The following is a 26,757-nucleotide window of genomic DNA, read 5'->3' as shown; positions in this document are numbered from 1 at the left end:
TCGGCAAAACTCAAACCCGGAGTCTCGCTCACGCTGGATAAAAGTTGGGGGCAACGTCAAAATGGCACTCTCCCGATCATCAGGATGTGCTAATTGGAGAGCTTTCGTCCCCCGTGACGCTGTGGCACGCATCCGCTCCTTGGTTCGTGGCCCTGGAATGTAACGCCAGTTGTTGCTGCGTCGGAGGAAGGAGATTTCGGTGCGACTGAGCGTTTTTGTTTCGCCTTCAGCGGGATCTTTTGGCTCCAATACGCAGAGCGCATCCGTCTGGTGAACACAGCTGTAGCGCGTCCCATAGATGATGAAGGTATCATCTGGCTGGTAGGGAAAGATCATGCTGTTCCCTCCGCTACAACCAGCGTTTGCAGTCCGATTTTTCCGTGTACAAGCTGACGGAGGCGCCCTTCGATGATCGCCCTGAACGCGGCGCGAAAACCGCGACCCGCCAGACCGACCTGTTCGACGAGTGCCTCCAACGTTGTCGGCTCAGTTTGCTGTCCGACAACTGCAGCGAGCGCCTGATCCGCCTGGGCATCCGGCTTCTTTTTAAATTCATGGTACCGCTGTGCATTCAGCGCCTGTGCCCGCGTGAAATCTGCATCGGACATTAGGATCAGGCCATCAGCGTAGGATGGCGGCATACAGGCGGCGACGTAGCTGAGCTCAATGTCGAAATTGCGATGTTTCACCCGGTCAATTGGTTTCACCGCAACTGCAAAACGGGTGCCGTCTGCGAGTTCGACCAAATAATCCGGGGTGTGTTGATGATGGCTGCCATCTGGACAGCTAAAATGGATGGCGGGGGGTTGATCCCAGACATCGATCACATCGCCACGAGAGATGATGAGCAGGATGCACATGAGCTCCAGAAGGCTCTCATAGACGACGATCTGCCGATGACTGCCGATGTACAACACAGCGGAACCCCGACAGCTTCCGCGCGATTTCCGTGAGATCGGGCGCGTGGCCCGGGACGGCTCCGGAAGCACAAAGCCTTTGATAACTTGGTTAGACATTGCCGCCCTCCCCACAACAGGAGGCGGAATGGGCTGGAGAAGGCGAACCGATGTAGCCCGGCGCGCAGGACATGCGCGTGAAGATGGCCATGGAAGACCCCTTTCAAATGACAAACGTTTCGGTTTGGCACGCCAACAGGAGCGCCAAACGCTTGACTTGATGATCGAGAAGGGGGTATCGAGGACTTGGAAAGAGGGTGTCCTAGATACCCGAATGAAGGGCTTGGAGATTGCAGTCTCCAGGCTCTTTTTCGTTTTGGTTAGATCATGTCATGTGTTCTCCTCATCATCGTAACGGTCGGGCCAAATGTCTGGCGGACAGCAGTCGAGATGCGCCGCGATGGCTTCCTCAACTCGGCGGCTTCGATAGTGCCCTTGTGACACGGAGGTAATCAGCCCGCGTGTTCGATCAATTTCCCGCGCGATCTGCGAAAGCGTTATACCCTTCGCCGCGAGCCGGGTGACGATCATCCCATGCCGATCTAAATCTAGTACCATGCCCAAGCCCGCTCCATTCTTCTGGTGTTTAGGTCGGCTCCGAATCTGGCATGGACTCTCAGTGTCTGCGCTGTCAACAAACAAAGAAGATTATTTGAGAAATAAATGATCACCCTCCACTAAAGGGGGGAACGAAGTCGGAACTTTTCAGGTAAATATATACATTAATCAGTTACTTGAGAGGTAAACATATACATTGACGCCCACCAGTTCAGCAGCTTGTAGGATAGTGCCGCTCACAAAGGGCCACCAAAAAGCGTGGAGAATGCTTCAATCGAGCAGCTTAAAACGCTTCTTTCGAGGTTTCTCTCAAGTCTTCGCGCCTAGGATTATCCGATCAACATGTAGTGCCAACTTCAATCCAAACGCATTGCGAATTAGCGCTGCTGTGGCTTACAGTTAAGCCGTGTAGCGATGGGGGGAACATGGCCAACTGGTACACGGCCGATCTTCACTTCGGTCACAGTCGCATCATCGAGTTTTGCAGACGGCCGTTCAAATCGGTGGCTGAGATGAATGCTGCCATTATCGCGAGTTTTCAGGCATGCGTCGGTCACGACGATGACCTGTGGATCCTCGGTGATTTCGCTTTCGGGCGCGCAGACGATACCAAACGGTTCGAAAACTGGTTTCACAGCTTGCCAGGCCGCAAACATCTTATCATCGGAAACCATGACGACGAGGCCGTGGTCTCACTGCCTTGGGAGAGCATCGAAAACCTGGCTGAGATCCAAGACGGTGAGCATGCTCTGGTGCTTTGCCACTACCCCATGATCACTTGGAACGGCGCACGACGCGGCGCGCTGCAACTCTTCGGCCATGTACACGATCAGTGGCAAGGGTCTAGGAACAGCGTCAACATCGGCGTTGACCAATGGGATTTCAGGCCAGTGCAAATCAAAGATATCGCAAGGCGAGCCAAACGTCTGCCTGTGAACAAGCATTGGACTGATGTCGAGCATGGGAATGAGCTATAGTGTTGGTGCCAAAATGCAGATCCGCGATCTTCGCCAGTGTATTAGCTATCGGATCCTTACGCCGCCTTACAGTGCAGGATCCGATTACCGATATGGTGCTTGACCTCACAAGCACCCCTTCTGCTGATCGAAGCTGCTCTTCAAAGACGTCGCTCATGTCTCTCGCCGTGAATGGGCACAAGCTTTAGGCTACCAATGAAAGGACACGCCATGAGCTTGCATGACGACCCGGTACACCCAGGTGAAGTTCTGAAAGAGCTGTACAATGGCTCCGCTAGGAACCGGTGCGATCGCGCTACCTTGGCACATTTTGATGCCGCCGGGGGGCGTCCACCCCATCGGATACTTTTGGTGTACCACGTTCACGAATCGAGCGACTGGTGAACGGCACGAACAGCATGACGCCCGACATCGCACTGGTTCGCAATGGGGACAATGGCGGAGCGGATGGGCCTGAAGTCCAACCTTCTTCATTTTTCAGCATGCTGATTTGTGGCGCAAGCGCTTTCGAGCTCGGTCAGCCAGTGGCTTCGATCATAGCCTCATCGTCGATAAGTAGTCGTCGGATGCGATTAAGTATATTTGCATTATTCGACACGTCTATGCTCGCGGTCTCGAGAATAGTGGAATGCCCGATGATGCGATGGCGGGCATGAACAGCGTCTTTGGATCCGAGGCCGGGGTGATGGGGATAGAGCAGTGTTAAGCGGGGAGCGGGATAGAGCTGAGCATAGGCCATCATCTGATAGATATCGGCCTGCGAGACGCCTTGTTTAGGGTCATCGATCCTCGAGGATATCCGCTTCCACTTGGTGTCGATGACATGGGTTACCTTACCACCCCTGCGGATCAGGATGTCGGGTTTGGTCTGGAACAGCTCGCGTTCGCTGTCCTGCGCGCTGAGGCAGAACAGGCGTCCACCTTGTAGCGAGACGGTGAGCCCGGTTCCCGCCAGCGCGCGAGCGATCAGCCGCCCGACATATTCTTCGAACAGTGCGCTCATCTCGAACAGCATGGCGGTGCCTCGGCCCGTCCCGCCTGTCGTCGTCTGGTAGCGGTCATGCAGGAAGAGTCGCGCCATGGCGAATAGCTCCTGCCAGGATCGGTTGGTCCGGTCGATGACGACCTCATCCCATAGCAGCGCTGGGACCGTCACATCGGAGATGTCGGCGTAAACAAAGGCGAGTTCACGCAGGCGTTTTTGGTTGGCGCTGTGCCGCGAGAGGCGAAACAGGTGTACTACTGCCGCCTTCATGATCCGGTTGAGCGGCGTGTCTTCCGATAGAAGGTCGAAACGGCAGGCGAGGCGTGAAGGATTGACCGCATAACGGGTGAACTGGCGGGTAACGTCGAGCTGGCCACGTAAAGTCGGCAATTCTTCTTCGCGACCGACGTAGCGGCGCGGCATGCCCTTGCGAAGGGCTTCCGTCAGCTTATCGCAAAAGATGCGGATCAGGATTTCCAGAAGGGTTTCGCGCTGCCAAGCGAGATCGGTAATGACGCCGAGATCGATCTTGAGATTAAGCGCGACGGCCAGCATATGCACCAGTTGTTTGCGGATCGCCGCGTTCTGGTGATCTGGTGTCTCATCGGACGCCACATCGATCTTTGGCAAGATCTCTAGGCTTGCATCGCCCGCCGCCAGAATGCCGACCACGCCGCGGGCACGCAACGCGTGTCGGCCATGCTCGAGCACTCCGCTGCCGCCGCGGCCAGCAAAGGCGGATCGGGCAGCCAGCCCCGCTAGTCGGTCGGCATGGTGAGCCGCGATCTGCCCCTTGGCGTCGCCATAGGCAAGCTTGTTCCATTCACGAACCGTGTACGTCGGCATCAGGCTGCAAAGTCCGAGAAATCGAAACTGGCCTTTACAGTCCAGCGCAGCTTGTCCCCGCCCAGCTCATCATCCTCAAAGCCGAGGGGAGCCACTAATCGTTTAGCTTCCAGGAAGTTAGAGCCTTTGACACCGTCGCCATCGCCGAGCACTGCGGCGACCTTTGACCAGTCTTCGTAAAAATACTCTGCCAAAAGCGGGATGACCTTGTGGCGCATGACCTCGTCTACATCGGCACGGGTCGTGCAACCGGTGAAGTAAGCATGGCCGATCTGGTGTTCGCGATCAAAGAGATATTCGATCCGCTCGTTGAGGGTCTGCAGTAACTTGCATATATCGAGCCCCTCGAGATTTGCGGCATCAAGCTGCCGCGCCACCAGCGCCCGACGCAATTCTTCAACGTCGGGCATTAGTTCGCGGAACGTAAAGCGGCGGCGCAAGGCCGTATCGAGCAGAGCAATCGAACGGTCTGCCGTGTTCATGGTGCCTATGATATGCAGGTTGGCTGGGACGCCAAAACTCGTCCCCGAATAGGGAAGCCGGACTTTAACTTCGTTTTCGCAGCCGAGCCGCTTGTCAATTTCGAGCAGCGTGATCAGCTCGCCGAAGACTTTGGAGATATTGGCCCGGTTGATCTCGTCGATGATGAGGACATGCGGGCGCGCACTGGCCACAGGCCGCTCGGCGTTGGGATCAATCACCACCGATTCCAGCGCATCCCAGTCGACCCGGTTCGGATCGAGCCGATAGGCGGACTGGCGGCGGAAGTTCCGTGCGTAGAAAGGTGCGCGCTCAGACCCGTTGTCGTCGCGCCAGATCCATTCAACACTGCGCCGATGAGGATGAAAGTCGGCATGGGCGTCAAAATAATACTCGCCGTTCACACGTCCAAAGGCGCGATAACCGTCACGGCCATCAGAGATGACAACATAGTCGCCGACCTGAAGGCCGGACCGGAACGCGAAGAGCATCTCAATATTGGGGTCCTTGCCGGATGCTTCGGGATCCTTTTGCTCGTTCCACGCCCTTCGGATTTCTTCGAAATCATCGAAGCGTTCGTCCGACCAGTCGATATCGCCGCCCCAGCCGAGATGGATCAATCCACCATCGAGGCCTTCGCGGATTCGGTCCTCTTGGCTGCCGCGCTGACCGAGAGCAATCTTGTAGATTGGGCGCGATCGGTCGAGTCGAGTGACGGGTGCATCGCCAGTATCGAGCCGTGCCTTCTCGCTGATGATCTTGAATACTCCGGCATGAGGCTTGAGGCTGAAACCGCCAGAATTACTTGCACCCTCTTCGTCGCCTTCCTGATCATTCCCTGTCGTAGGCCGCAGCCCTTCGACAAAATCCTCGTATGAGAAAGACTGATGGAAAGTAACGAACTCGATCCGACCTTCACCAACAAGACGGCGATATTCGGTCATCAGGGCATCGCGGTCATCGCGCAACAGTTCGGTTGCGGCCCCGTCCAGGCAAAGGCGCACTGCCTCCCAGGCCGTGGCGTAGGTTTTGCCGGTTCCGGGCGGGCCGTAGAGGATGAGGTTAGTGGGGGTGGGAATTGCGGTCATGGGTTCAAATGTCATCGGTTCGTGCCCTTCCGCCGAGGCGAGGTGAAAAGTGAAGACAGTGGAGCTGCTGGGATTTGGCAAGGTGTACTTTGGCGGTGGAACCTGAGCATATCGCTGGAAATCTTTACTCCCGAGCGCGCCACAAATAGCGGGATGCCGTTCGCGTAAACCCATTTCGTGGCCGAGATCGCGGGCGCGTATGGCAACTTCGGCTGCGCCGTTCTCCCGGGCCGGTTCGATATGATAGTTTCGAGCGCACAGGCGGATGCGATCAGCACCTGCGATCAAATAGTCCCGGGTTGGCGGGTCAATCGGATTGTCATCACTATCTACGATGATAAATCCGGAATTATGCAGTGCTGCAGCTGAGTATTTTGGGCCAGCCCAACCCCCAGAGCTCGCCTTGTTGCCATTAAGCCAAAAATTGATTGGCTTGGAGGGGTAGATTCGATTGGTACGCTCGCGCGTCGAACGCACCCAGTAGTCGCGCGGCGTACCGAAGCTATCGAAGATTGCACCATGCTCGCCTGACTTGAGATAGCTATCATATGCATCCATCGCCCCTTCGATCGCTTCCCGCGAAAATGTTGCCATGTCCTCATCCTTGTAATTGTGGGCGATCCAGAGCGTGCTTTGCACATCGATCTTGTCGCGCGGCTCCATCCGCCGTCTGGACGAACGGCATTCACCCCAAACTACAAACCTGTCACCAAGACCCAAAATTCGGCTCAGTTCACGCGATATGGACTACAAAAAAATCGCAAGACGCACAGATGGCGTGATCGGAGCGCAAGATCGCCACAACATTCAAGAGAAAGCAATATACTTGGGGAATCTTGGATTCAAGTTTGAAGTGCGACGGTTGATTTGATGGCCGCGAGTTCTTCGGCTATGGCTTCTGCAGGCGTATTCCATCCCAGTGTCTTGCGGGGACGGTTGTTCATCAAGCGTGCGACGTCGTTCAGTTCGGTCTGACTGAGGCCGCTCAGGTCCGTGCCTTTCGGGAAGAACTGGCGCAGCAGGCCGTTGGTGTTTTCGTTGGATCCGCGCTGCCAGGGCGCGTGCGGATCGCAAAACCAGATATCGATCTCCAGGCGTCGCGCCAGTTCCGAGTGGCAGGCCATCTCCGAGCCACGATCATAGGTCATGGACCGGCGTAACGCCACGGGCAACCGTTTCATCTGTCGCGTGAACCCTTCAAGGGCGGCGCTGGCGGTGCAGCCGTTCATCTTGCTGAGAATGACAAAGCGGGTCTTGCGCTCGACCACCGTGCCCACCGCCGAGCGGTTGAAGGCGCCCTTGATCAGGTCCCCCTCCCAGTGGCCTGGAACAAGACGCGCCTCGATGTCTTCGGGACGATGGATAGTCCGCAGCGTTTCCGGGATGATAGAAGATCCCGCCAGAGAGGTGCGCCGGGCGCCGGGCTTCGGTTTGGCCTGCCTGAGTGCCTCGATCATCAGCGTCTTCAGCCCGCCCCGGGGCTGTGCGTAGATCGCGGCATAGATTGTCTCGTGGCTGACGCGCTGACTGGGATCATCGGGATGCATGCGCCGCAGTCTGGCCGAGATCTGCTCTGGCGACCAGCGCCAATGGATCAGACGGTTGCGCACCCAGTCATAGAATGGGCCTGCGGGGACCAGTTTTTTCCGTCGACCCGAACGCAACTGAGCCGCATCCCGCGCCAGCCTCGCCACCTGTGGATCATACCCGCAAGGCATCTTTCCTCGCTTCAGTTCATGCCCGATGGTGCCATGATGCCTCCCAAGAAGCCGACCGATCTGACGCAAGCTCGATCCCCGCCGGTTCTCCGCAAAAATCACGCCACGTTCCTCGGCGTTCGGGTGCTTGTAGTGACTTTCCATGCCAACATCCTATGCCCTTCGGGCTGTGGGTGTCGCACTTCAATCTTGAGACCAAGAATTTTGGATGAAAACGTATCTAATCTTTCTTACTATCGCTCTGAAAAACCTCATTGTCGCTTAAAAGAACAATTCTCCCAATCTTTGTATTAGGCCCCCAGTCCCTACTCTTTAACATCCCGTCGGCGATATATAGGTCTTCAATATCGTAACGAATCCATGACCCTTCACCATCAGACAGATTGATAAAAGCTGGAATAGCGTTTTTTACAATTTGGAAATATTTAGGGTCGGCGTGTGCTGCAAACGATTCCATTATCGTTAGGACTTCTTCGTATTCAGTTATTCGCTCATCAACGAGGAAGGCGCACACCGCCTCAAAGCCACCACCTCCTACACCCAAAATTGCAGCAGGGACCCAGACAAATGGATTAGGGTCAGGACCCATTAATCGGGTTGATGCTGCGAGGCCTGCATGATTCACCGTCCTCGAACCAAGGAGGGCTTGATGAGTAATCTGTATTGGCTTAGCGAGGCTCAGATGGAGCGGCTCCGGCCTTATTTTCCGAAGAGCCATGGCGTGCCGCGCGTCGACGATCGGCGTGTCCTCAGCGGCATTATCTTCATCAATCGCAACGGCTTGCGCTGGCGAGATGCACCGGCCGAGTATGGCCCCCACAAAACCCTCTACAACCGCTGTAAAAGGTGGAGTGATATGGGCGTGTTTGCGCGGATCATGACGGGATTGGCGGCAGAAGCCTCTGACCACAAGACGATCTCCATCGATGCGACCTACCTCAAAGCACATCGCACGGCCTCAAGTCTGGGGTCAAAAAAGGGGGGCGTGGACGTCTGATCGGGCGAACCAAGGGCGGTATGAACACCAAGCTGCATGCTGTGACCGATGCGCGTGGGCGGCCCATCCGGTTCTTCATGACGGCCGGTCAGGTCAGCGATTATACCGGAGCGAGGGCATTGCTGAGCAGTCTTCCGAACGCGGACTGGCTCTTGGGCGACCGGGGATATGACGCGGATTGGTTCCGCGAAGCCCTTGTCGACAAGAAGATAACGCCCTGCATCCCTGGTCGAAAGTCACGCGACACGCCCGTCAAATATGACAAGCGTCGCTACAGAAAGCGCAACCGCATCGAGATTATGTTCGGACGCTTGAAAGACTGGAGACGCGTCGCCACACGCTATGACCGAAGCCCCAAAGTCTTTCTCTCAGCCATCGCTCTCGCCGCAACCGTGATCTTTTGGTTATGAGTCCAGAGCCTACAGCCGTTAGCCGTTGCTGAACGGCTGAAAATCCGTCTAAGGTCCAAAAATAAAAGGTTTATTCGATTTGCTACTTTTGTGGCGCTTTATGTAGTTAGGAAAAAACTTAATGGACAAACGGTCACTTAGTGAGCGTGACATTTGTACGAAGTACATAACACCATCACTTCGTCGGGCGGGCTGGGATGAATTAAGTCAAATCCGAGAAGAGGTCAGCTTTACCAAGGGTAGAATAATTGTTCGTGGAAAGTTGGTGAGCCGCGGTAAGGGAAAACGCGCTGATTACATCCTTTCCGTTAAGCCGAATATTCCAATCGCAATAATTGAAGCGAAGGAAAACACCCAATCTATTGGCGCTGGACTGCAGCAAGCTTTGGAGTATGCAGAAACGCTGGGAATTCCATTTGTGTTTTCTTCGAATGGCGATGGCTTTGTCCTTCACGATCGAACTGGCATGAGCCCCTCTCCTGAAGTCACACTTTCGCTGGACCAGTTCCCTTCACCTGCGGAACTCTGGGCACGTTATTGCCAGTGGAAAGGCTTGTCTAAAGATGCGTCAGGCGTTGCCCTACAGGATTATTTTGACGACGGCAGCGGTAAGACTCCGCGCTACTATCAGATAAATGCAGTGAACGCTGCGGTTGAGGCGATTGTTAAAGGACAGGATCGAGTTCTGTTGGTGATGGCCACCGGCACTGGCAAGACCTACACGGCCTTTCAGATCATCTGGCGACTTTGGAAAGCGGGCCAGAAAAAGCGTATCCTGTTTTTGGCAGATCGCAATGTGCTCATCGACCAAACGATGGTGAACGACTTCCGGCCATTCGCGGGCAATATGGCCAAACTGTCGACGAAGGCGAAAACGATTGAACGCGCGGATGGTACGTCAACTGATTTGACATTGGCTTTGGACAAGCGTCGCCGGATTGACACGTCTTACGAAATCTACCTCGGATTATACCAAGCGATTACCGGTCCGGATGAAAGCCAAAAGCTCTACAAGGAGTTCTCGCGCGATTTCTTTGATTTAATCGTGATCGACGAGTGTCACCGGGGCAGTGCGGTAGACGACTCCGCGTGGCGGGAAATACTCGACCATTTCACATCGGCGACCCAGATCGGCCTGACCGCCACGCCAAAAGAGACTGAATATGCCTCCAATATCGATTATTTTGGCGCGCCAGTGTACAGCTATTCGCTGAAACAAGGCATTCGCGATGGGTTTCTAGCGCCTTACAAGGTGATCAAGGTCCATATCGATCGAGATGTGCAGGGTTATCGCCCGGTCCAAGGGCAACTCGACCGTGATGGGGAAGAGGTTGAGGATCGCATCTACAATACTAAAGATTTTGACCGGACACTGGTTCTGGAAGATCGCACCAAACTTGTAGCCAAGAAAGTGTCGGAATTCCTGAAGCAAAGCGGCGACCGGATGGCCAAGACGATCGTCTTCTGCGTTGATCAGGAACATGCGGCTAGGATGCGCCAAGCACTGATCAATGAGAATGCTGATCTCGCGACCCAGAACCACCGCTATGTCATGCGTATCACGGGCAGTGACAAGGACGGCCTTGATCAACTGGGGAACTTCCTCGACCCCGAGGCACCTTATCCGGTGATCGTGACGACCTCCCGGCTTCTGTCCACCGGCGTTGACGCGCAGACGTGCCGCCTGATTGTCTTGGATCGCGAAGTCGGGTCAATGACCGAGTTCAAGCAGATCATCGGTCGTGGTACGCGAGTGCATGAGGATACCCAGAAACTTTTTTTCACCGTGATGGATTTCCGTGGCGCAACCAGTCATTTTGCCGATCCTGAATTTGATGGCGAACCGGTTCAGATTTATCAGCCCGGCCCGGATGATCCTATCACACCACCGGACGAAGTGCTGCAACCTGGCGATGACGGTGAGGCATTGTCGCCAGATCCGGGTGTCGATGAAACTGTGCTCATCGATCCGCTGGACCCAGTCGGTGGCACCACCGGAGGTACTCCTCTCCGCAAGGTCTATGTTGATGGGGTAGGTGCCGTCATTGTAGCGGAACGGGTCGAGTATCTCGACGAGAACGGCAAGTTAGTAACAGAATCCCTGCGCGATTACACTCGCAAGGCTCTGAAACAGCAATTTTCCAGCCTTGATGACTTCCTGAAACGCTGGAAAGGCGAAGGCCGGAAACAGGCCCTTTTCGAGGAACTGGAGGCAGAGGGCCTGCCGCTCGATGTGATCGCGGCAGAGCTTGGTAAAGATCTGGATCCGTTTGACCTCATCTGTCACATCGCTTTCGATGCTAAACCTCTGACCCGGCGCGAGCGGGCCGACGGCGTTAAAAAACGCGATGTCTTCGCCAAGTACGGTCCTCAGGCGAGGGCAGTGCTCGAAGCACTGCTTGAAAAGTACGCGGACGAGGGCGTAATGAACCTCAACGACCTCGGTGTCCTAAAGATCGCACCTTTCAGCGGCATGGGAAGCGTGGTTGAACTCGTCCATGCTTTCGGTGGAAAACCCGGGTTCGAACAGGCCGTCCAGGACCTGCAATCTGCCATTTACGAAGAAAGCGCATAACCGATGTCCGTTCGCACCCTCGTTAAATCCATCCAAGACATAATGCGCAAAGACACCGGCGTGGATGGGGATGCACAGCGCATCAGCCAGCTTTGCTGGATGTTCTTCCTCAAGATCATCGACGATCAGGATCAGGAACTCGAACTTACCAAGGATGATTACGCCTCGCCCATTCCAGCTGATCTGCAATGGCGCGCCTGGGCTGCTGACCCGGAAGGGATCACGGGTGACACGCTGCTGGATTTCGTGAACAACACCCTGTTCCCAGATCTCAAATCCCTGCCCACCAATGCAGGCCCCCGCGCCAAGGTCGTCCGCGACGTGTTCGAGGATGCATACAACTACATGAAATCCGGCCAGCTGATGCGGCAGATGATCAACAAGATCAACGAGGTCGACTTCAACAACCTGACCGAACGCCAGCATTTCGGCGACATCTACGAACAGATCCTGAACGATCTTCAGAACGCGGGCAACGCGGGCGAATACTACACCCCGCGCGCCGTCACGGCCTTCATGGTGCAGCAGATCGACCCCAAGCCCGGCGAGATCATGTTTGACCCTGCCTGCGGCACCGGTGGCTTTCTGACCTGCGCTATGCGCCACATGCGCGAAAACTACGTAAAACGCTCCGAGCATGAGGCGCTGATGCAGGGCGCCCTGCGTGCCGTGGAAAAGAAACCGCTGCCCCACATGCTCTGCGTCACCAACATGCTGCTGAATGGGGTGGAAGAGCCGGACTTCGTGCGCCACGACAACACGCTGGCCCGACCATTGGTCAGCTGGACCAAAGATGAGCGCGTCGACATCGTGCTGACCAACCCACCCTTCGGCGGCAAAGAGGAGGACGGGATCGAATCCAACTTCCCCACCTTCCGCACCCGCGAAACCGCCGATCTGTTCCTTGCCCTGATCATCCGCCTGCTCAAACCCGGTGGCCGCGCCGCCGTGGTGCTGCCCGACGGCTCGCTGTTCGGCGAGGGGATCAAGACCCGGCTCAAGGAACACCTGATGGAGGAATGCAACCTGCACACCATCGTGCGGCTGCCCAACTCGGTCTTCAAACCCTATGCCTCCATCGGCACTAACCTCCTGTTCTTTGAAAAGGGCACGCCGACACAGGACATCTGGTATTGGGAACACAAAGTGCCCGAGACGCAGAAAGCCTATTCCATGACCAGGCCGATCCGGCTCGATCATTTGGACGACTGCGCCGCATGGTGGGGCGGGGCCGCGCGCGAAGGGCGGGTCGAAGGCCCGCAGGCGTGGAAGGTCACGGCGGCAGAGATCAAGGCACGCGGCTATAACCTTGACGTCAAGAACCCCCATACGGTGGCCGAGGATCATGGCGATCCCGAAACCCTGCTGGCCGATCTGACAGCGGCAGAGGCCGAGACAGCCGCCCTGCGCGATCAGTTGAAAGCCATCTTGACCGAGGCGCTTGCGCGATGAAGGACACCACCTTTTCATCTACCCGCCTGCTGGAGCTTTACGACCGCATCTCTGATGCCGAAGACGCCATCCCCCGCCTGCGCCGCTTCGTGCTGGACCTCGCCGTGCGGGGCAAGCTGGTTGAGCAGGATGCAGCGGATGAGCCTGCGGCGGAGTTGTTGAAGCGGATTGCACAGGAGAAGGCGCGGCTGTTGAAGGCTGGGGAGATCGGAAAATTTAAAGCAAGAGATCAAATATCTCATGGCGACCTTGCATTCGCCATTCCTCCACCTTGGCGACCGGCTTTCGTCGAGGCAGTTCTTAACGAGCTTCAGACCGGCCCATTTGGCAGCTCGCTGCATCAAAGCGATTACTGCTTGGGCGGCATACCCGTCATCAATCCTGCCTCACTCCAAGACGGGCGGATCGTGCCGATAGAAAAGATGGCCGTCGACATCACAACGCTTGAGCGATTGGCTTCGTTCAAGTTGCGCCCTGGTGACATTGTCTTGGCGCGACGAGGCGAGATGGGACGGTGTGCGATTGTCACAGAAAATGAGGCCGGATGGCTCTGTGGCACAGGCAGTCTTATTTTAAGACCTTCTACATTTCTCTGTGCTCGGTTTCTCGTGTTGGTGATCGGGTCGCCCTTTGGAAGGGAATATCTGGGTAGTTCATCTATCGGTTCGACTATGCAAAACTTGAACCAGTCAATCTTGCTCAATCTACCATTCGGCCTCCCACCCCTCGCCGAGCAGCACCGGATTGTGGCCAAGGTCGATGAACTCATGGCGCTGTGTGATCAGTTGGAACAGGCCCGCGCGGGGCGCGAGGCGGTGCGGGATCGGTTGACCACCGCCAGCCTCGCCCGCCTGACCGCCCCCGAGACCGACGCAGAAGCCTTCCAATCCCACGCCCGCTTCGCCCTGCAATCCCTCCCCACCCTCACCACCCGCCCCGACCAAATCAAAACCCTCCGCCAAACCATCCTGAACCTCGCCGTGCGCGGCAAGCTGGTGGCGCAGGATGCGGCGGACGAACCGGCGGCGGAATTGTTGAAGCGTTTCAAGGCCGGGAAAGACGCTCTCAAGAAGGAAACGGGTGACGCTAGAATAAGGCTAGCCCCCGACGCAAAGAGAGAAGGTTATCCTTTAGACCTTCCGCTTGGTTGGGAGGTGCAGTCCTTCGAGAATCTATTTCTCTTTATAGACTATCGAGGCAATACCCCGCCTAAGACAGAAGGTGGCGTACCGCTGATCACCGCGAAAAACGTGCGAATGGGAGCCCTCAATCGAGAACCCCGTGAATACATATCTGAGCAGACGTTCGAGAAGTGGATGACACGAGGTTTTCCGCGTTTGGGTGATCTGTTTTTCACAACCGAAGCGCCATTGGCCAATGTTTGCCTCAATGACATCGAAGAGCCATTTGCTTTGGCACAGCGGGTCATCTGTTTTCAACCATACGCAACAATCGATACGCGCTACCTCATGCTCGCGCTGACAAGCGAAGTCATGCAAGCTCTGATCGACGGACAGGCGACAGGAATGACAGCCAAGGGTATAAAGGCTGCAAAGTTGAAGCCTCTTCCGATCCCGCTCCCACCCCTCGCCGAACAACACCGCATTGTGGCAAAGGTCGATGCCCTGATGACCCTTTGCGATCAGCTGGAGGCCAGCCTCACCACCACCGCCGCCACCCGCAGCAAACTCCTCAACGCCCTCCTGCACGAGGCGCTGGAGCCTGCCGCAGAAACAGCCGACGCATGACCCAGATCCGCGCGGTCCATCGGTTCTTTCCGGTCGGTCAGGGTCTGTTTGCCACTGGTTCGGTAGAGCACTGGCCACCACAGAAGCCGAAGCGCGTCAAAACTCACGGGCGGACCAAACCTGCTCCGGTCGGACCGTATCGCTGGGTCTATGACTGTGGGTCCAGCACGAACAAGCGGCTGGTCACCAACGCCATCACTGACCTGAAAGGCGTATGCAAAGGTGAAAAAATCGACCTTCTTACCCTGTCGCATTTCCACAACGACCATATCAGCGGCGTGGTTGACCTGCTGAATGAGATCGGTGCCGAGACGGTCATGCTGCCTTGGGCGCCGCTGTGGCACCGTCTGCTGATCGGCTTTGAACAGGGGCTGAGGGCAGACGACCCGGAGATGTTGTTCTTTGTCGATCCTGTACAATACTTCGCCCAGGTGGCAGGTGATGGATTTGGACAGGTTTTGTTCGTCATGCCATCTGACGGTGATGGGCCACCATTCCCGGCCGAACCAACCGCAGCCCCCGAAGACTTAGATGACTCCGACAAGTCGTCGGGCCCGGGCGAGCCATGTTCACCTGATGAACTGGACCTGTCAGACAATCACGGGGACGACGGCGTGCGGATGCTCCGGCCCGGTCTAGCGATTTCCGTCTTAGGCGTTTGGGAGTTCGTTCCATACAACGATCCGGACACGGAACCATCTGATCCGGCTGGGTTCGCCGCAAAGGTAGACGCTTTGCGGGATCAACTCCTGAATGGGAACGATGCCAAACGGAAGACGGCGCTTAAAGCTCTGAGGGCGTTGTATGAGGCGACCTTCGGTCGAGCGGCAATGAACGATGTCAGCCTGACGCTTTATGGGGGCGCGGTTGGCCCTTGGACGGGGCAGAGCATCTGCGACTGCGAATGCTTTTATCACCGACTTATTGGGGTTTGCGGCTGTTGGAAGGAACATGAAACGAGAGGGGCGATCCTGTTAACCGGCGATGGGAACCTGAGCCGCCCTGCAAAGTGGGACAATTTGGAGGGTTACGTTGACGCACGCCGGGCAAGACGAACGAGCGTGTTTCAAGTCGCGCACCATGGCGCCCGGGCAAATTGGCACGAAGGACTTGCCGCGCTGGCTGCGCCCACAATAAGCGTCTTCAGCTCGGATCCGCGCCACAGCTACGGCCACCCGCATGCTGAGGTGTTGCGCGATTTCTGGTCGTTCCGTCCCGTGCAAGTGGATCAGCACTCGGGTTTCTCGTTGCATGTGGTTCTGAAGCGTTGAAATCAGAAACGTTGCATCTACTGAAGGGCAAATGTAAAAATGAGTGATATCAAACTCTTCCGTATAGCCTCGAACGCCGTCACCGAACTGACCGGCACTACAGATACCGTCGAAAGATCGGTTCAAATCCTGTTTGAAACGAACCTCGAGGCACTTTTGGGCGTCAGATTCCTCGCCACCGAATTCACCACCACCCATGGTGGGCGGATCGACACGCTGGGCCTTGATGAAAATGGCTGCCCGGTGATCTTGGAATACAAGCGCGCCTCGAATGAGAACGTGATCAATCAGGGCCTCTTCTATCTTGACTGGCTTATGGACCACCGGAAGGATTTTCAGTGGCTGGTGCTGGAAAAGCTGGGCAAAGACGCGGCCGATGCCGTCGACTGGTCCGCCCCGCGACTGATCTGCATCGCCGGTGATTTCAACCGCTATGACGATCACGCCGTCAAACAAATCCAGCGCAATATCGAGTTGATCCGGTATCGCCGCTTTGGAGGTGACTTGCTGATGCTTGACCTTGTGGCGGCGACGTCTGTGAAAGGTTTGGTGGGCCTTGGAGGCTTGGGCAATGGTGCAGTGACTGTGTCTGGAAAACAGAAAACGATCAGCACAGTCATGGCAGAGCTGGACGCAAGCATGATCGACAGGTTCGAAGCGCTCCGTGCCTACCTGGTGGCACTGGGCGACGACGTACAGGAAACAACATTGCAGCTTTATATCGCGTTCAAGCGGATCAAGAATTTCGCCTGCGTGGAATTTCGACCGACGGCAAACAAGATACTCGTTTTCGTCAAAGTCGACCCGTCCACCGTGAAGATAGAGCCCGGGTTCACGCGGGATGTATCAAAAGTGGGCCACTTTGGCACCGGCGATTTGGAGATTGCCTTGACGACTGCTGACGATCTTGAGCGCGCTATGCCTCTGATCGAACGCAGCTACGGAGATTCCTAAATGGGCAAAACCCTCGTGCTCACCATGGCGGACTGGGGCAGGTCCGAAATTCCCTTCCAGACCCGGTATTTCATCTGGGTTTCAGCAGCTTGAATATCGAAGTCCTGCGCCATGAGGCGCTGCCCCAGCAGTTTCACACAGTCCATCTTTGCCTCGACGCGGCTTGGGAGATTGTATCCACGCCGTTTTGTCAGATCGGGCGGTCATTGTATTTTGACGCCCACAGAACCTCGCGCTGTAAGCCGCCTCGGCTTGCAGCGCGAGGCGGTAGGCAGCTCAAACTTGCCGGTCACACGCTTCGGCTTTGCAGATGCAGCATCTGACACGAAGGGCGGAAAGGAGACATCCGCTGCGGCTAAGAGTGATCAAACGCAGATGATCAAAGCAGACACTTTTGGAAGCTCAGGAATCATTGCGCAAAGGCGTTACAACCGCAATATACGATACAAGACACATTTTTAGTTACCGAAGGTTGCATGTCCAACCACCCTTAGCCAAGGTAAATCAAAGTTGTTGATCGCTAGATAGGGGATGATGTGACCAAAGCTAAGTATTTTCGGTGGCTGCATCTTAGTGACCTGCATATTGGCGCAAGTAATTTGGATGAACTCTGGCCGCGAGTGAATGAAGTTTTTCTAAAAGACCTAACAAGCCTTTTGAACCGGTCCGGTCCAGTGGATTTAATCGTGTTCTCGGGGGATATGGTCAACAAAGGACTTGTGGCTGAGTTTCGTAATTTTGATCAAGTAATAACCAAAATCTTGGATCATATTGAGCAAACCCAAAACAGACCCCAAATTATCACGATTCCCGGCAATCATGATCTTGAACGACCAAAGGTCACAGTACCAGAAGCAATTGCCTTTACTCAATATTGGAGCCACGAGCCTTTTAGAAACGCTTTCTGGAAGCGAGATCGCAAATATGACACTTTTCTCAAAAAAGTGTTTAAGAATTACTCGTCATGGGTGACGAGCGCAATAGACTCTGGCACTCATGCAAAGCCCGAAATAGAGGGTATTTTGCCCGGCGATGCATCATACGTAATCGACAACGGACAGTGCAAAGTTGGCGTAAATGCACTCAACTCAACGTGGTTGCAACTCAGTGGAAGCAACTATGAGGGTGAGCTGCATGTCGACGTCCGCCAACTCCATGCAATAACAGGGAAAAATGCCGGTGAATGGGTTGAAAAGCAAGAAATCAACCTTTTAGTCACTCATCAACCAGCTAGCTGGTTGAGAACGAACTCACCCAGCACATGGGACAATGACGTTTTTCCAGCAGGGCGATATGATCTGCATCTTTTTGGACACATGCATGATCCAATTACTAGATCGTCAACGGTCGGTGGCGGCAAAAGTAAAATTGAAAGCCAAGCCGCGTCACTCTTTGGTCTTCAGCACTATGGCAACAATCGATCAGATCGAATTCAAGGATATTCCTTGAATGAGATTTGCCTAAATGGGGCCAGTCGTGTTTTTAAGAGCTGGCCCCGAATATTGGAGCAGATGGCCAACGGTACTATGAAAATGGTGCAGGACAATACTCAAGACCTAGATGATGTGTCTGGTAGTTTTTCAATTTCCTATATAGGGAAAAATGCGCCCACTTTTGATGAGGCCGCACCTATTGAAATAATAACTCAAGAGCAAAATCCCATAGAACTAAATATGGAAAGCGATTTTGATATTGAAATTCTGAGGCAAAGTCCCAGCTCTGCAAAAGCGCATGCGAAGGTCCGACATTTGGAGCAAGAACTTTGCGTAAAGTCATTAAAGCAAGATCGTGCAGTATGGTTAGCTTCGGACTGGGGGATGGGCCTGAGCGGGTTTCTTTCGTCTATTGTCGTCGATTTGAATGTGCGCCCAGAAAATATTTTCTTTATAGACATGAGTGCCTATCAAGACAGAGATGCGTTCTTTGACAGTTTCAGAAATACTTATGGTGCTACATTTCAAAGCATGTGTGAGTCTTTGTCCATTGTCGGGCCATCTGTTTTGGTGCTTGATGATGTTGATGCAACTACCACAATGCACGTTGAAAAGGCCCTTACTTCAGACATAGAAGAGTTTTGCCAAACCATATCGGATTTTGCGCCCGAAGCTTTTCTAGCAATTAGATGTCGAAAGTTGCCTCGTAAAGCTACCATCTCTGTTGTCGAACTCAAACCACTTGATGAGCCAGATTTGGCTACGTATGTTGTAGAAAGCGAATTTGGAAGTGATGCATACGGAAAGCCATCACACGCTTCTATTCTGTACCGCCACACAGATGGCGTTCCATCCAGAGTAGATGCAGCTTTGCGGGATCTCGAGTTTATGTCGATTGATGATCTCCTACGTATGGATCCAGATTTTTCAGACAACCAAGAAACGAAAACGGACGCGCCCGCCGCTTTAGTTGCGACAATAAGAGATATGCAGCTATCTGATGATGATGCTGTTGGTCGCGCGTATCAGTTACTACTTGCTTTGTCTGCGCTCCCACGCGGTGAACAGTTAGTAAATTTGAAGCGGTTCTTGGGGCCACATCCGATTGGACCGATACACGCTCGCATTTTGCATGAGCGTTCACTCATAGACATGAATAGCTTGGCTTTTTTGGATGGTGTTCAAGATGCATCTACTCGAAAAGTTGTTTCAGTTCCTCGGCCAGTTAGAGACTATGTCCGTGAAATTACAGAACAGACCAGGGCAAAAGAAATTGACGTAATGGCCCTAAATCTATTTTTTGGCAGCGATTGGAAAACTGGAGAAATAAGCAAATCAAAATTATCAAAACGTGTTCGGCTAGCCGTAGTTAGCAACCATGAATTGGTTAATGCGAACGCGTTGATTTTTCGTGCGTTAAGGCGAGCGCTTGCTACATCCAATTTATTGGATATAAAAGCGGCTGTGCTACTTGCAACATCTTTTATTTCAAAGCTAAAAGCCGGCTCTCACTACCGTAGCGCCAATCTCCTATGTGAAGACATAATTGGTTTAATCGGCGAAACGGCTGATTTGGGCGCTGATCTAAATTTCATAAGGTACGAACAGGCGCGGGCCTTGCGTATGATGGGTCGCACTACAGATGCACAAGTGATTTTTGATTCACTGAATTACGAATTGCTAAACAAACCACAAAAGCAACAAGCCAAATTGGGATTAGCTCTTTGTTTTGAAAGTCAAGGAGATATATTAGCTGCTGCGGAGGCAGCCAAGCAGACAATTTCAATATCTCGAGGAACTGCACCTGCACTTCATGCCGAAATTATACTTGCTGAGCAAATAGAAGATAAGACTGAAATGTTGAAGGTACTTAGCCGTCTATTGCAGCGTGCTGAAGCAAAGCAGAACCACGTTGTAGCAGCGAACATTCGATTTAAAGTTGCTGAGATTGGTCGAAACAACGGCGAGAACGTGGATAACCTCATTCGTGCGGTGTTGCAGAACTCAGCGCTAAAGGGAGATGCCTACAACTCCGCTCGCGCAATTGTTGATCTTGCAGAGGGAATAGGGCAAATTTCATTGCTTAGCAATGGCGAGAGGACCCGGCTAATCGAAGCATATCACTATCTGTATAACGAACGTCTATTTAATTTGTTCGATAGATGTCATTCTGCGCTTTGGAGGGTTTTTGAAGATCAAAATCAAAAAAGGAAATCTCCTGAATTTGTTTCGTCATAGTTCATTTATCTGGAGGTTGAATAGAAAAAAGTCTGCCGAAATTAGGTATCTCACTAAGTTGAGCGAAACGCACGGCCTAGAACTTGAGAGTAAAAGCAGTAGGGATAGTGTCTACTATTCGGTGCGGATCAACGCTGTGTTGGTAGGTCATTCACAATAGGCCTTCCCGATGCAAGACACGAATTGGCCATCGAACTTAGGACAAAGATGGTTCGTAGAACTATGTCGTAGTATTTTAGAGAATTATCAGGCTATCCCACAACGAAGATAAAGTGCTGATGCATAGATGAATGACCGCTTCGACGGGCCGCACCGTAGCATTCTGATCGGATGGCCAAGGTCCGCTAAGGGCCGTTCAAGTCACTGAGGGCGGCCACGGTTCGCAACTTTGCACCGACGGCTTTCTGCGCGTTGCTGCTGTTCGAGAGCGGCGCAGCGAATGCACGCTTCCCTGAAGCCTTCAAGGCTATGCAACAAATCGAGCATTCGCAGCTAACGGCCGCGCTTATGGTGCCTGAACCAGAACGGCAGGGACCGTCGTGCGAAGCGTTCACAGATTTGAAGCGGCATATATTTCAAGAGCGCGACAGATTGAGCTTGAAGCAATAATCCCAATGTCGAAAAACACCAAATTCCTGTCGTAAGCGACAAACCTAGTGTCGTCTTACATTAGAAAAAGTGGTGAGCCGGTCGGGATCCGAACCCGAGACCTACTGATTAAAAGTCAGTTGCTCTACCAACTGAGCTACCGGCCCACTAGGCGGCTGTCTAGAAATACTGGCGGGGCGGGTCAACCCCCAAAAGTGCATTTTATGACCAACTTGTAACGGCCCTAGCGTCAGCCGCTGCGAGCCCACTGGAAAGACGCCCCCACAAGGCGTATAGGCGCGGCCATGAACACGCAGGATACCTCTGGTTTGCCCTTCATGAAGATGCACGGGCTGGGCAACGACTTTGTCGTGCTGGACGCGCGCGCGCGCGACATCGCCGTGACGCCAGCGCTTGCCATTGCGCTGGCCGACCGGCACCGGGGCATCGGGTTCGACCAGCTCGCCCTGATCACGCCCAGCGACCGTGGCGATGCGCATCTGACGTTTTACAATGCCGACGGGTCGACCTCTGCCGCTTGTGGCAATGCCACCCGCTGCATCGCGCGTCATATCATGAACGAGACAGGGCAGGGGAGGCTGACCCTGATCACCGACCGCGGCACCCTGCAGGCCGTGGATGCGGGCAACGGCCTTACCTCGGTCAACATGGGCCATCCACAGCTTGACTGGGCCGAGATCCCGCTGGCCGAGGCGATGGATACCCTTGAACTGCCCATCGAGGGTGGCCCCACCGCCACCGGCATGGGCAATCCGCACTGCACCTTCTTTGTGCCGGATGCAGAGGCGGTTGTGCTTGACCAGTTCGGACCGCGCTATGAACACCACCCGCTGTATCCTCAGCGCACCAATGTACAGGTCGCCTCGCTGATCGGGCCGGACCACCTGCGCATGCGCGTCTGGGAACGCGGCGTTGGCGTCACCCTCTCCTCCGGCTCCTCCTCCTGCGCCACGGCGGTGGCTGCCGCACGCCGCGGCCTCACCGGGCGAAGGGTGCAGATCGACCTTGATGGCGGCACACTGATGATCGACTGGCGCGACGATGGTGTCTGGATGACCGGGGCGTCGATGCACGTCGCCTCGGGCACGCTCACCCCTGACTGGCTGGCCACGCTATGAGCGCGCCCAAAGTCACCACACCGGTTTTTGCGACTTTGGGCTGCCGCCTGAATGCGTATGAGACCGAGGCGATGAAGGCGCTTGCCGCCGAATCAGGCATGACCAACGCCGTGGTCATCAACACCTGCGCTGTGACAGCCGAAGCGGTGCGCAAGGCCCGTCAGGAAATCCGCCGCCTGCGCCGCGAAAATCCCGACGCCCGCCTGATCGTCACCGGCTGCGCCGCCCAGACCGAACCTGAAACCTTCAAGGCGATGTCAGAGGTCGACGCCGTCATCGGCAATACCGAAAAGATGACCCCGGCCACCTGGCAGACGCTGGCCACCGATTTCATCGGCCAGACGGAAAAGGTGATGGTCGATGACATCATGTCCGTCACCGAAACCGCCGGCCACCTGATCGACGGCTTCGGCACCCGCTCCCGCGCCTATGTGCAGGTCCAGAACGGCTGCGATCACCGCTGCACCTTCTGCATCATCCCCTTCGGGCGCGGCAATTCCCGGTCCGTCCCCGCAGGCGTGGTGGTGGATCAGATCAAACGCCTCGTGGACAAGGGCTTTAACGAGGTCGTCCTCACCGGCGTCGACCTGACCTCCTGGGGTGCGGACCTGCCCGCGACGCCGAAACTCGGTGATCTGGTGATGCGTATCCTGAAGCTGGTGCCCGACCTGCCGCGCCTGCGGATCAGCAGCATCGATTCGATTGAGGTCGATGAAAACCTTCTGCAGGCCATCGCCACCGAATCCCGCCTGATGCCGCATCTGCACCTGAGCTTGCAACACGGCGACGACCTGATCCTGAAACGGATGAAACGCCGCCACCTGCGCGACGATGCCATCCGCTTTGCCCAGGAGGCGCGCAAACTGCGCCCCGACATGACCTTTGGCGCCGATATCATCGCCGGTTTCCCGACCGAGACCGAGGCTCATTTCGAAAACTCCCTGAAACTGGTCGAGGACTGTGACCTCACCTGGCTGCACGTCTTCCCCTACAGCGCCCGGCAAGGTACCCCCGCCGCCCGCATGCCCGCCGTCAACGGCGCCGCGATCAAGAAACGCGCCGCCCGCCTGCGCGCCGTCGGCGATCAACAGGTGCTGCGGCACCTCGCTGCACAGATCGGCCGCACGCATCACATCCTGATGGAATCCCCCGACATGGGCCGCACCGAACAATTCACCGAGGTGCATTTCGCAATCCCCCAGACCGAAGGCCAGATCGTCACCGCCACAATCACCGGCGCGCACGCAACTCACCTGCTGGCATGACGCTGATCCTCTTCCTGCACGGCGCCTCCAGCAGCGGGAAATCGACACTGACCCGCGCGATTCGCGCCAGCGCAGGGCGTCCCTTCCTCCACCTCTCGCTGGATCACTTCCGTGACAGCGGCGCGCTCGATCCCAAGGCCTATCCGGATTGGGCCGCCGCACGGCCCGCGGTCTTTGACGGGATGCACCGCGCCATGGCGGCCTTTGCCGAGGCGGGCAATGACCTGATCGTGGACACATCCTTGACACGCCGGGCTGGCACGCACAGCTCCAGACGGCCTTCGCCCCCTTCGACGTGCTGTTCGTCGCCCTGTTGACCCCGCCGGAAACGCTGACACAGCGTGAAACGGCGCGCGGCGACCGCCCCCTTGGCTCTGCCCTGCAGGATCACGCCAAAATCCACAGCGGTCTGCGCTACGACATCACGCTTGACGGTACCGCCGACCCTAAGGGCAACGCGCACCTTATCCTCAACGCTCTTGCAGATCCACGCCCGCGCTCAGCCTTCTTCACCGCCTGAGTGCGGGCCCCTTGCGCAGACCCCGGCTTCTTCTCTTTCCAAATACGCAAAATTCCGCCCGTGCCGCAGGCGCAGTCCTGTGCAAAATGTGCACACCCCCGTGAAGGTACGCCCTCGCGACCTATATCCGGTTTGCAAGCCGCGCAAAAAGTGTCCATGACAGTTCGATGACCGCACAGACCAAAGCCCTCACCGTCCATCTCCTGACCGCCACGGGCGCGGTCTTTGCCATGCTTGCCCTTCTGGCGGCGGCACAGGGAAAATGGTCCATCATGTTCCTCTGGCTGGTGGTGGCGTTTTTCGTCGACGGCATCGACGGACCGATGGCGCGCAAATACGATGTGAAAACCAACGCACCGCGCTTTGATGGCGTGCTGCTGGATCTGATCATCGACTATCTGACCTATGTCTTCATCCCGGCCTTTGCGCTGTTCCAGTCAGGGCTGCTGCCGGGCTGGACAGGCTGGGTGGCGATCATCCTGATCACCTTTGCCAGTGCCATGTATTTTGCCGACAACCGCATGAAAACCTCTGACAATTCCTTTCAGGGCTTTCCGGGCTGCTGGAACATGCTGGTGCTGGTGATGTTCGCGCTGACGCCAAATTTCTGGATCATCCTCGCGGTGGTGGGCGTGCTTGCCGTCACGATGTTCCTGCCGCTGAAATTCATCCACCCGGTGCGCACGGAACGCTGGCGGGGCGTGTCCCTGCCCATGGCCATTGCCTGGACGTTTTTCGCCGGCTGGGCCGCCTGGGTCGATTTCCACCCCCAAAGCTGGGCACATTGGGGGCTGGTCGTGACCTCGGTCTACCTGATCTCGGTCGGCATCCTGCAGCAGCTGATCCCCGCGCGCCGCTGATCCGCACAATGTGGCTGGACAGGGGGATCGGGCAGGGGGGATAGCCCCGCCCGGACCAGACGTCAGGCCTTCAGCCGGTACCCGGTGCGGAACATCTGCCAGGCAACACCCAGTATCGCCAGCGTCGCCGCCAGCGCCACGCAGAACCCCAGCAGGGGCGAGGAATCGGACACACCGATCATCCCATAACGCACCCCGTCGATCAGATAGAAGATCGGGTTGAAATGCGTGATCTCGCGCAGCACCGGCGGCAGCGCCTGAACCGAATAGAACGTGCCCGACAGGAACGCCAAAGGTGTGACCAGGAAGTTGGTGATCGCCGCCATCTGGTCGAACTTGTTGGCATAGATCCCCGCCAGCAACCCCAGCGACGACATGAACGCCGCGCCCAGGATCACGAACACCAGCGCCACAAACGGATGCGCCGGCACGATCCCCAGCGCAAACCCCAGCACCGCCGCCAGCGCCACCGCCACGAACAGCCCCCGCGCCACACCGCCCGCCAGATACCCCAGCACCAGCTCACCCCCGCTCAGCGGTGGCATCAGCGTGTCAACGATATTGCCCTGCACCTTGGAAATCACGATCGAGGATGAGGTATTGGCAAACGCATTCTGGATCACCGTCATCATCAGGATGCCCGGCGCGATGAACGTGGTGAACGCCACCCCCATCACATCCCCCCGCGTCGGCCCGATGGCGATGGTGAAAATCAGCAGAAACAGCCCCGCCGTCACCAGCGGCGCCAGCAGCGTCTGCGTCCAGACCGAACTGAACCGCATCACCTCGCGCCGCGCCAGTGTGTACAGACCCAGCCAGTTGACCCGGCCAAAGCGGCGTGTTCCTTGCGGATAGGGGGCGGATTCGTGCATATCGTCTGCTCCTCATGGACTCACCCGCTTGTAACTCGGGGTGGAGTGATTAGAATAGGACCTCATACGGAATTTTCAGGCGGCCCGCCAGCGTGGCCGCTTTTTCAGTAAGGAACTCCCATGTCCTGGACCGACGAACGCGTAGAGCAGCTGAAAAAGATGTGGGGTGAAGGTCAGTCCGCCAGTCAGATCGCCAAGGAACTTGGCGGGGTCACCCGCAATGCGGTGATCGGCAAGGTGCACCGGCTGGGCCTGTCCAACCGCGTCGGCGCGGATCCCGCGCCCGCAGCCCCGACAGCCCCGCCCCCGACAGAACAGCCCCAGGTGGAAGCACGCGCAAAACCAGCAACCCCCAAACCAGAAGCGAAGCCTAAAATCCCCCAGCCCAAGACCGAAAGCGCCCGCCCGGTATCGACCGAGCCTGTGCTTGAAACCAAATCCGCCCAGCCGCCTGCGCGCCGTGCGATCATTCCGGCCGGCCAGCCCCTGCCGCCGCAGCCCTCTGCCAACGAAATCAGCCCCGAGGCCCTCGCCAAGGTGAACGAGATCGAGAAGAAGGCGAAAAAGCTTACCCTGATGGAGCTGACCGAGCGCACCTGCAAATGGCCCGTGGGTGACCCTGCGACCGAGCACTTCTGGTTCTGCGGCCTGCCCGTGCAACAGGGCAAACCCTATTGCGAAGCCCATGTCGGCGTCGCCTTCCAACCCATGTCGGCAAGACGCGACCGCCGCCGCTAGGGACCGGCCCCTCTATCGAAATTCTGGAAGGGCGCGCATTCACGGCGCGTCCTTTTTTGTGGCGTGAGGGGAAGGGGACGGCTGATCTT

The 26,757-nt window shown here is 56.0% G+C and carries 22 protein-coding genes, 1 tRNA gene and 1 pseudogene; 14 read left to right on the top strand and 10 right to left on the bottom strand.

Features of this window, described 5'->3' with window-relative positions; translation table 11 throughout:
• The 3 genes from P775_RS28650 to P775_RS30035 form a co-directional block, all read right to left on the bottom strand.
• Window positions 1–336, bottom strand: a 336-nt coding sequence (locus P775_RS28650) for a hypothetical protein (RefSeq protein ID WP_218967764.1), incomplete at its 3' end; no start/stop codon positions are given.
• Window positions 333–917 carry a TnsA endonuclease N-terminal domain-containing protein gene (locus P775_RS24230; RefSeq protein ID WP_143520988.1) on the bottom strand — a complete coding sequence of 195 codons (585 nt, stop codon included), beginning with the start codon at window positions 915–917 and terminating at the stop codon, window positions 333–335. The genes P775_RS24230 and P775_RS28650, both read right to left, overlap by 4 nt.
• A gap of 369 nt (window positions 918–1,286) precedes the next feature.
• Window positions 1,287–1,487 carry a helix-turn-helix domain-containing protein gene (locus P775_RS30035; protein WP_425439932.1) on the bottom strand — a complete coding sequence of 67 codons (201 nt, stop codon included), beginning with the start codon at window positions 1,485–1,487 and terminating at the stop codon, window positions 1,287–1,289.
• Between the two features lie 452 nt (window positions 1,488–1,939).
• Here P775_RS30035 and P775_RS24220 point away from each other — a divergent pair, with 452 nt between their 5' ends.
• Window positions 1,940–2,491, top strand: coding sequence for a metallophosphoesterase (locus P775_RS24220; protein WP_099913394.1), 552 nt, complete (start codon window positions 1,940–1,942; stop codon window positions 2,489–2,491).
• Window positions 2,492–3,008: 517 nt separating this feature from the next.
• Here the strand turns inward: P775_RS24220 and P775_RS24215 are convergent.
• The 4 genes from P775_RS24215 to P775_RS24200 all read right to left on the bottom strand — a co-directional run bounded on the left by P775_RS24215 (window position 3,009) and on the right by P775_RS24200 (window position 8,197).
• Window positions 3,009–4,322, bottom strand: coding sequence for an McrC family protein (locus P775_RS24215; protein WP_099913393.1), 1,314 nt, complete (start codon window positions 4,320–4,322; stop codon window positions 3,009–3,011).
• A complete protein-coding gene (locus P775_RS24210) occupies window positions 4,322–6,553 on the bottom strand; it encodes an AAA family ATPase (RefSeq protein WP_245875846.1) in 2,232 nt (743 codons plus the stop codon). Before P775_RS24210 ends, P775_RS24215 begins: the two co-directional genes overlap by 1 nt.
• 179 nt (window positions 6,554–6,732) lie before the next feature.
• Window positions 6,733–7,752, bottom strand: a complete 1,020-nt coding sequence (locus tag P775_RS24205) for an IS30 family transposase (RefSeq protein ID WP_099913392.1) — start codon at window positions 7,750–7,752, stop codon at window positions 6,733–6,735.
• Window positions 7,753–7,828: 76 nt separating this feature from the next.
• Window positions 7,829–8,197, bottom strand: coding sequence for a hypothetical protein (locus tag P775_RS24200; protein ID WP_099913391.1), 369 nt, complete (start codon window positions 8,195–8,197; stop codon window positions 7,829–7,831).
• Window positions 8,198–8,257: 60 nt separating this feature from the next.
• Here P775_RS24200 and P775_RS24195 point away from each other — a divergent pair.
• The 6 genes from P775_RS24195 (at window position 8,258) to P775_RS24170 (ending at window position 17,015) form a co-directional block, all read left to right on the top strand.
• A protein-coding gene (locus tag P775_RS24195) for an IS5 family transposase (RefSeq protein ID WP_099913390.1) occupies window positions 8,258–9,015 on the top strand; the annotation gives its coding sequence in 2 pieces (ribosomal slippage) (window positions 8,258–8,576 and window positions 8,576–9,015; 759 coding nt in all).
• A gap of 121 nt (window positions 9,016–9,136) precedes the next feature.
• Window positions 9,137–11,590 (top strand): EcoAI/FtnUII family type I restriction enzme subunit R, encoded by a 2,454-nt coding sequence (gene hsdR / locus P775_RS24190; protein WP_099913389.1) that lies wholly within the window; start codon window positions 9,137–9,139, stop codon window positions 11,588–11,590.
• A gap of 3 nt (window positions 11,591–11,593) precedes the next feature.
• Entirely contained in the window at window positions 11,594–13,042 is a 1,449-nt protein-coding gene (locus P775_RS24185; protein ID WP_099913388.1) for a class I SAM-dependent DNA methyltransferase, read from the top strand.
• Entirely contained in the window at window positions 13,039–14,790 is a 1,752-nt protein-coding gene (locus tag P775_RS24180; protein WP_099913387.1) for a restriction endonuclease subunit S, read from the top strand. Before P775_RS24185 ends, P775_RS24180 begins: the two co-directional genes overlap by 4 nt.
• Window positions 14,787–16,061: an MBL fold metallo-hydrolase gene (locus tag P775_RS24175; RefSeq protein ID WP_099913386.1), complete on the top strand. Its 1,275-nt coding sequence runs from the start codon at window positions 14,787–14,789 to the stop codon at window positions 16,059–16,061. The genes P775_RS24180 and P775_RS24175 overlap by 4 nt, the downstream gene beginning before the upstream one ends.
• Before the next feature lie 39 nt (window positions 16,062–16,100).
• Window positions 16,101–17,015, top strand: coding sequence for a DUF5655 domain-containing protein (locus P775_RS24170; RefSeq protein ID WP_099913385.1), 915 nt, complete (start codon window positions 16,101–16,103; stop codon window positions 17,013–17,015).
• On the opposite strand, the pseudogene P775_RS29260 reads toward P775_RS24170, so the two are convergent.
• Window positions 17,012–17,203, bottom strand: a pseudogene (locus P775_RS29260) (hypothetical protein); the annotation flags it as partial. The gene P775_RS24170 and the pseudogene P775_RS29260 overlap by 4 nt on opposite strands.
• Window positions 17,204–17,551: 348 nt before the next feature.
• Between P775_RS29260 and P775_RS24165 the strand changes: the two are divergent.
• On the top strand, window positions 17,552–20,686 hold the full coding sequence (locus P775_RS24165) for a metallophosphoesterase (RefSeq protein WP_180287567.1): 3,135 nt from the start codon (window positions 17,552–17,554) through the stop codon (window positions 20,684–20,686).
• Window positions 20,687–21,365: 679 nt separating this feature from the next.
• Here P775_RS24165 and P775_RS24160 read toward each other — a convergent pair.
• A tRNA-Lys gene (locus tag P775_RS24160) sits at window positions 21,366–21,441 on the bottom strand.
• A gap of 138 nt (window positions 21,442–21,579) precedes the next feature.
• Here P775_RS24160 and dapF point away from each other — a divergent pair.
• The 5 genes from dapF (at window position 21,580) to P775_RS24140 (ending at window position 25,058) form a co-directional block, all read left to right on the top strand.
• A complete protein-coding gene (gene dapF, locus P775_RS24155) occupies window positions 21,580–22,413 on the top strand; it encodes a diaminopimelate epimerase (protein WP_099913383.1) in 834 nt (277 codons plus the stop codon).
• Window positions 22,410–23,678, top strand: a complete 1,269-nt coding sequence (gene mtaB, locus P775_RS24150) for a tRNA (N(6)-L-threonylcarbamoyladenosine(37)-C(2))-methylthiotransferase MtaB (protein WP_099913382.1) — start codon at window positions 22,410–22,412, stop codon at window positions 23,676–23,678. The genes dapF and mtaB overlap by 4 nt, the downstream gene beginning before the upstream one ends.
• The gene (locus P775_RS29255; RefSeq protein ID WP_245875844.1) at window positions 23,675–23,995 is read left to right on the top strand and encodes a phosphotransferase-like protein; all 321 of its coding nucleotides are present in this window, start codon (window positions 23,675–23,677) and stop codon (window positions 23,993–23,995) included. Before mtaB ends, P775_RS29255 begins: the two co-directional genes overlap by 4 nt.
• Window positions 23,992–24,198: a phosphotransferase-like protein gene (locus tag P775_RS29250; RefSeq protein WP_425439931.1), complete on the top strand. Its 207-nt coding sequence runs from the start codon at window positions 23,992–23,994 to the stop codon at window positions 24,196–24,198. Before P775_RS29255 ends, P775_RS29250 begins: the two co-directional genes overlap by 4 nt.
• Window positions 24,199–24,365: 167 nt before the next feature.
• Window positions 24,366–25,058: a CDP-alcohol phosphatidyltransferase family protein gene (locus P775_RS24140; RefSeq protein ID WP_099913381.1), complete on the top strand. Its 693-nt coding sequence runs from the start codon at window positions 24,366–24,368 to the stop codon at window positions 25,056–25,058.
• Between the two features lie 62 nt (window positions 25,059–25,120).
• Here the strand turns inward: P775_RS24140 and P775_RS24135 are convergent, their stop codons facing one another.
• On the bottom strand, window positions 25,121–25,930 hold the full coding sequence (locus P775_RS24135; RefSeq protein WP_099913380.1) for an ABC transporter permease: 810 nt from the start codon (window positions 25,928–25,930) through the stop codon (window positions 25,121–25,123).
• Window positions 25,931–26,050: 120 nt separating this feature from the next.
• Between P775_RS24135 and P775_RS24130 the strand changes: the two genes are divergently transcribed.
• Complete coding sequence (locus P775_RS24130) at window positions 26,051–26,668, top strand: GcrA family cell cycle regulator (protein WP_099913379.1); 618 nt, start codon at window positions 26,051–26,053, stop codon at window positions 26,666–26,668.
• Window positions 26,669–26,757 lie beyond the last annotated feature (89 nt).

This window comes from Puniceibacterium antarcticum (assembly GCF_002760615.1).
Classification (GTDB): domain Bacteria; phylum Pseudomonadota; class Alphaproteobacteria; order Rhodobacterales; family Rhodobacteraceae; genus Puniceibacterium; species Puniceibacterium antarcticum.
This window is presented reverse-complemented; position numbering and strand designations above follow the sequence as displayed.

Coding starts and splice junctions, on each gene's coding strand:
- P775_RS30035 (WP_425439932.1), bottom strand. CDS start 1,487: ATGATCGTCACCCGGCTCGCGGCGAAGGGTATAACGCTTTCGCAGATC.
- P775_RS24220 (WP_099913394.1), top strand. CDS start 1,940: ATGGCCAACTGGTACACGGCCGATCTTCACTTCGGTCACAGTCGCATC.
- P775_RS24215 (WP_099913393.1), bottom strand. CDS start 4,322: ATGCCGACGTACACGGTTCGTGAATGGAACAAGCTTGCCTATGGCGAC.
- P775_RS24210 (WP_245875846.1), bottom strand. CDS start 6,553: ATGGAGCCGCGCGACAAGATCGATGTGCAAAGCACGCTCTGGATCGCC.
- P775_RS24205 (WP_099913392.1), bottom strand. CDS start 7,752: ATGGAAAGTCACTACAAGCACCCGAACGCCGAGGAACGTGGCGTGATT.
- P775_RS24200 (WP_099913391.1), bottom strand. CDS start 8,197: ATGGGTCCTGACCCTAATCCATTTGTCTGGGTCCCTGCTGCAATTTTG.
- hsdR (WP_099913389.1), top strand. CDS start 9,137: ATGGACAAACGGTCACTTAGTGAGCGTGACATTTGTACGAAGTACATA.
- P775_RS24185 (WP_099913388.1), top strand. CDS start 11,594: ATGTCCGTTCGCACCCTCGTTAAATCCATCCAAGACATAATGCGCAAA.
- P775_RS24180 (WP_099913387.1), top strand. CDS start 13,039: ATGAAGGACACCACCTTTTCATCTACCCGCCTGCTGGAGCTTTACGAC.
- P775_RS24175 (WP_099913386.1), top strand. CDS start 14,787: ATGACCCAGATCCGCGCGGTCCATCGGTTCTTTCCGGTCGGTCAGGGT.
- P775_RS24170 (WP_099913385.1), top strand. CDS start 16,101: ATGAGTGATATCAAACTCTTCCGTATAGCCTCGAACGCCGTCACCGAA.
- dapF (WP_099913383.1), top strand. CDS start 21,580: ATGAACACGCAGGATACCTCTGGTTTGCCCTTCATGAAGATGCACGGG.
- mtaB (WP_099913382.1), top strand. CDS start 22,410: ATGAGCGCGCCCAAAGTCACCACACCGGTTTTTGCGACTTTGGGCTGC.
- P775_RS29255 (WP_245875844.1), top strand. CDS start 23,675: ATGACGCTGATCCTCTTCCTGCACGGCGCCTCCAGCAGCGGGAAATCG.
- P775_RS24140 (WP_099913381.1), top strand. CDS start 24,366: ATGACCGCACAGACCAAAGCCCTCACCGTCCATCTCCTGACCGCCACG.
- P775_RS24135 (WP_099913380.1), bottom strand. CDS start 25,930: ATGCACGAATCCGCCCCCTATCCGCAAGGAACACGCCGCTTTGGCCGG.
- P775_RS24130 (WP_099913379.1), top strand. CDS start 26,051: ATGTCCTGGACCGACGAACGCGTAGAGCAGCTGAAAAAGATGTGGGGT.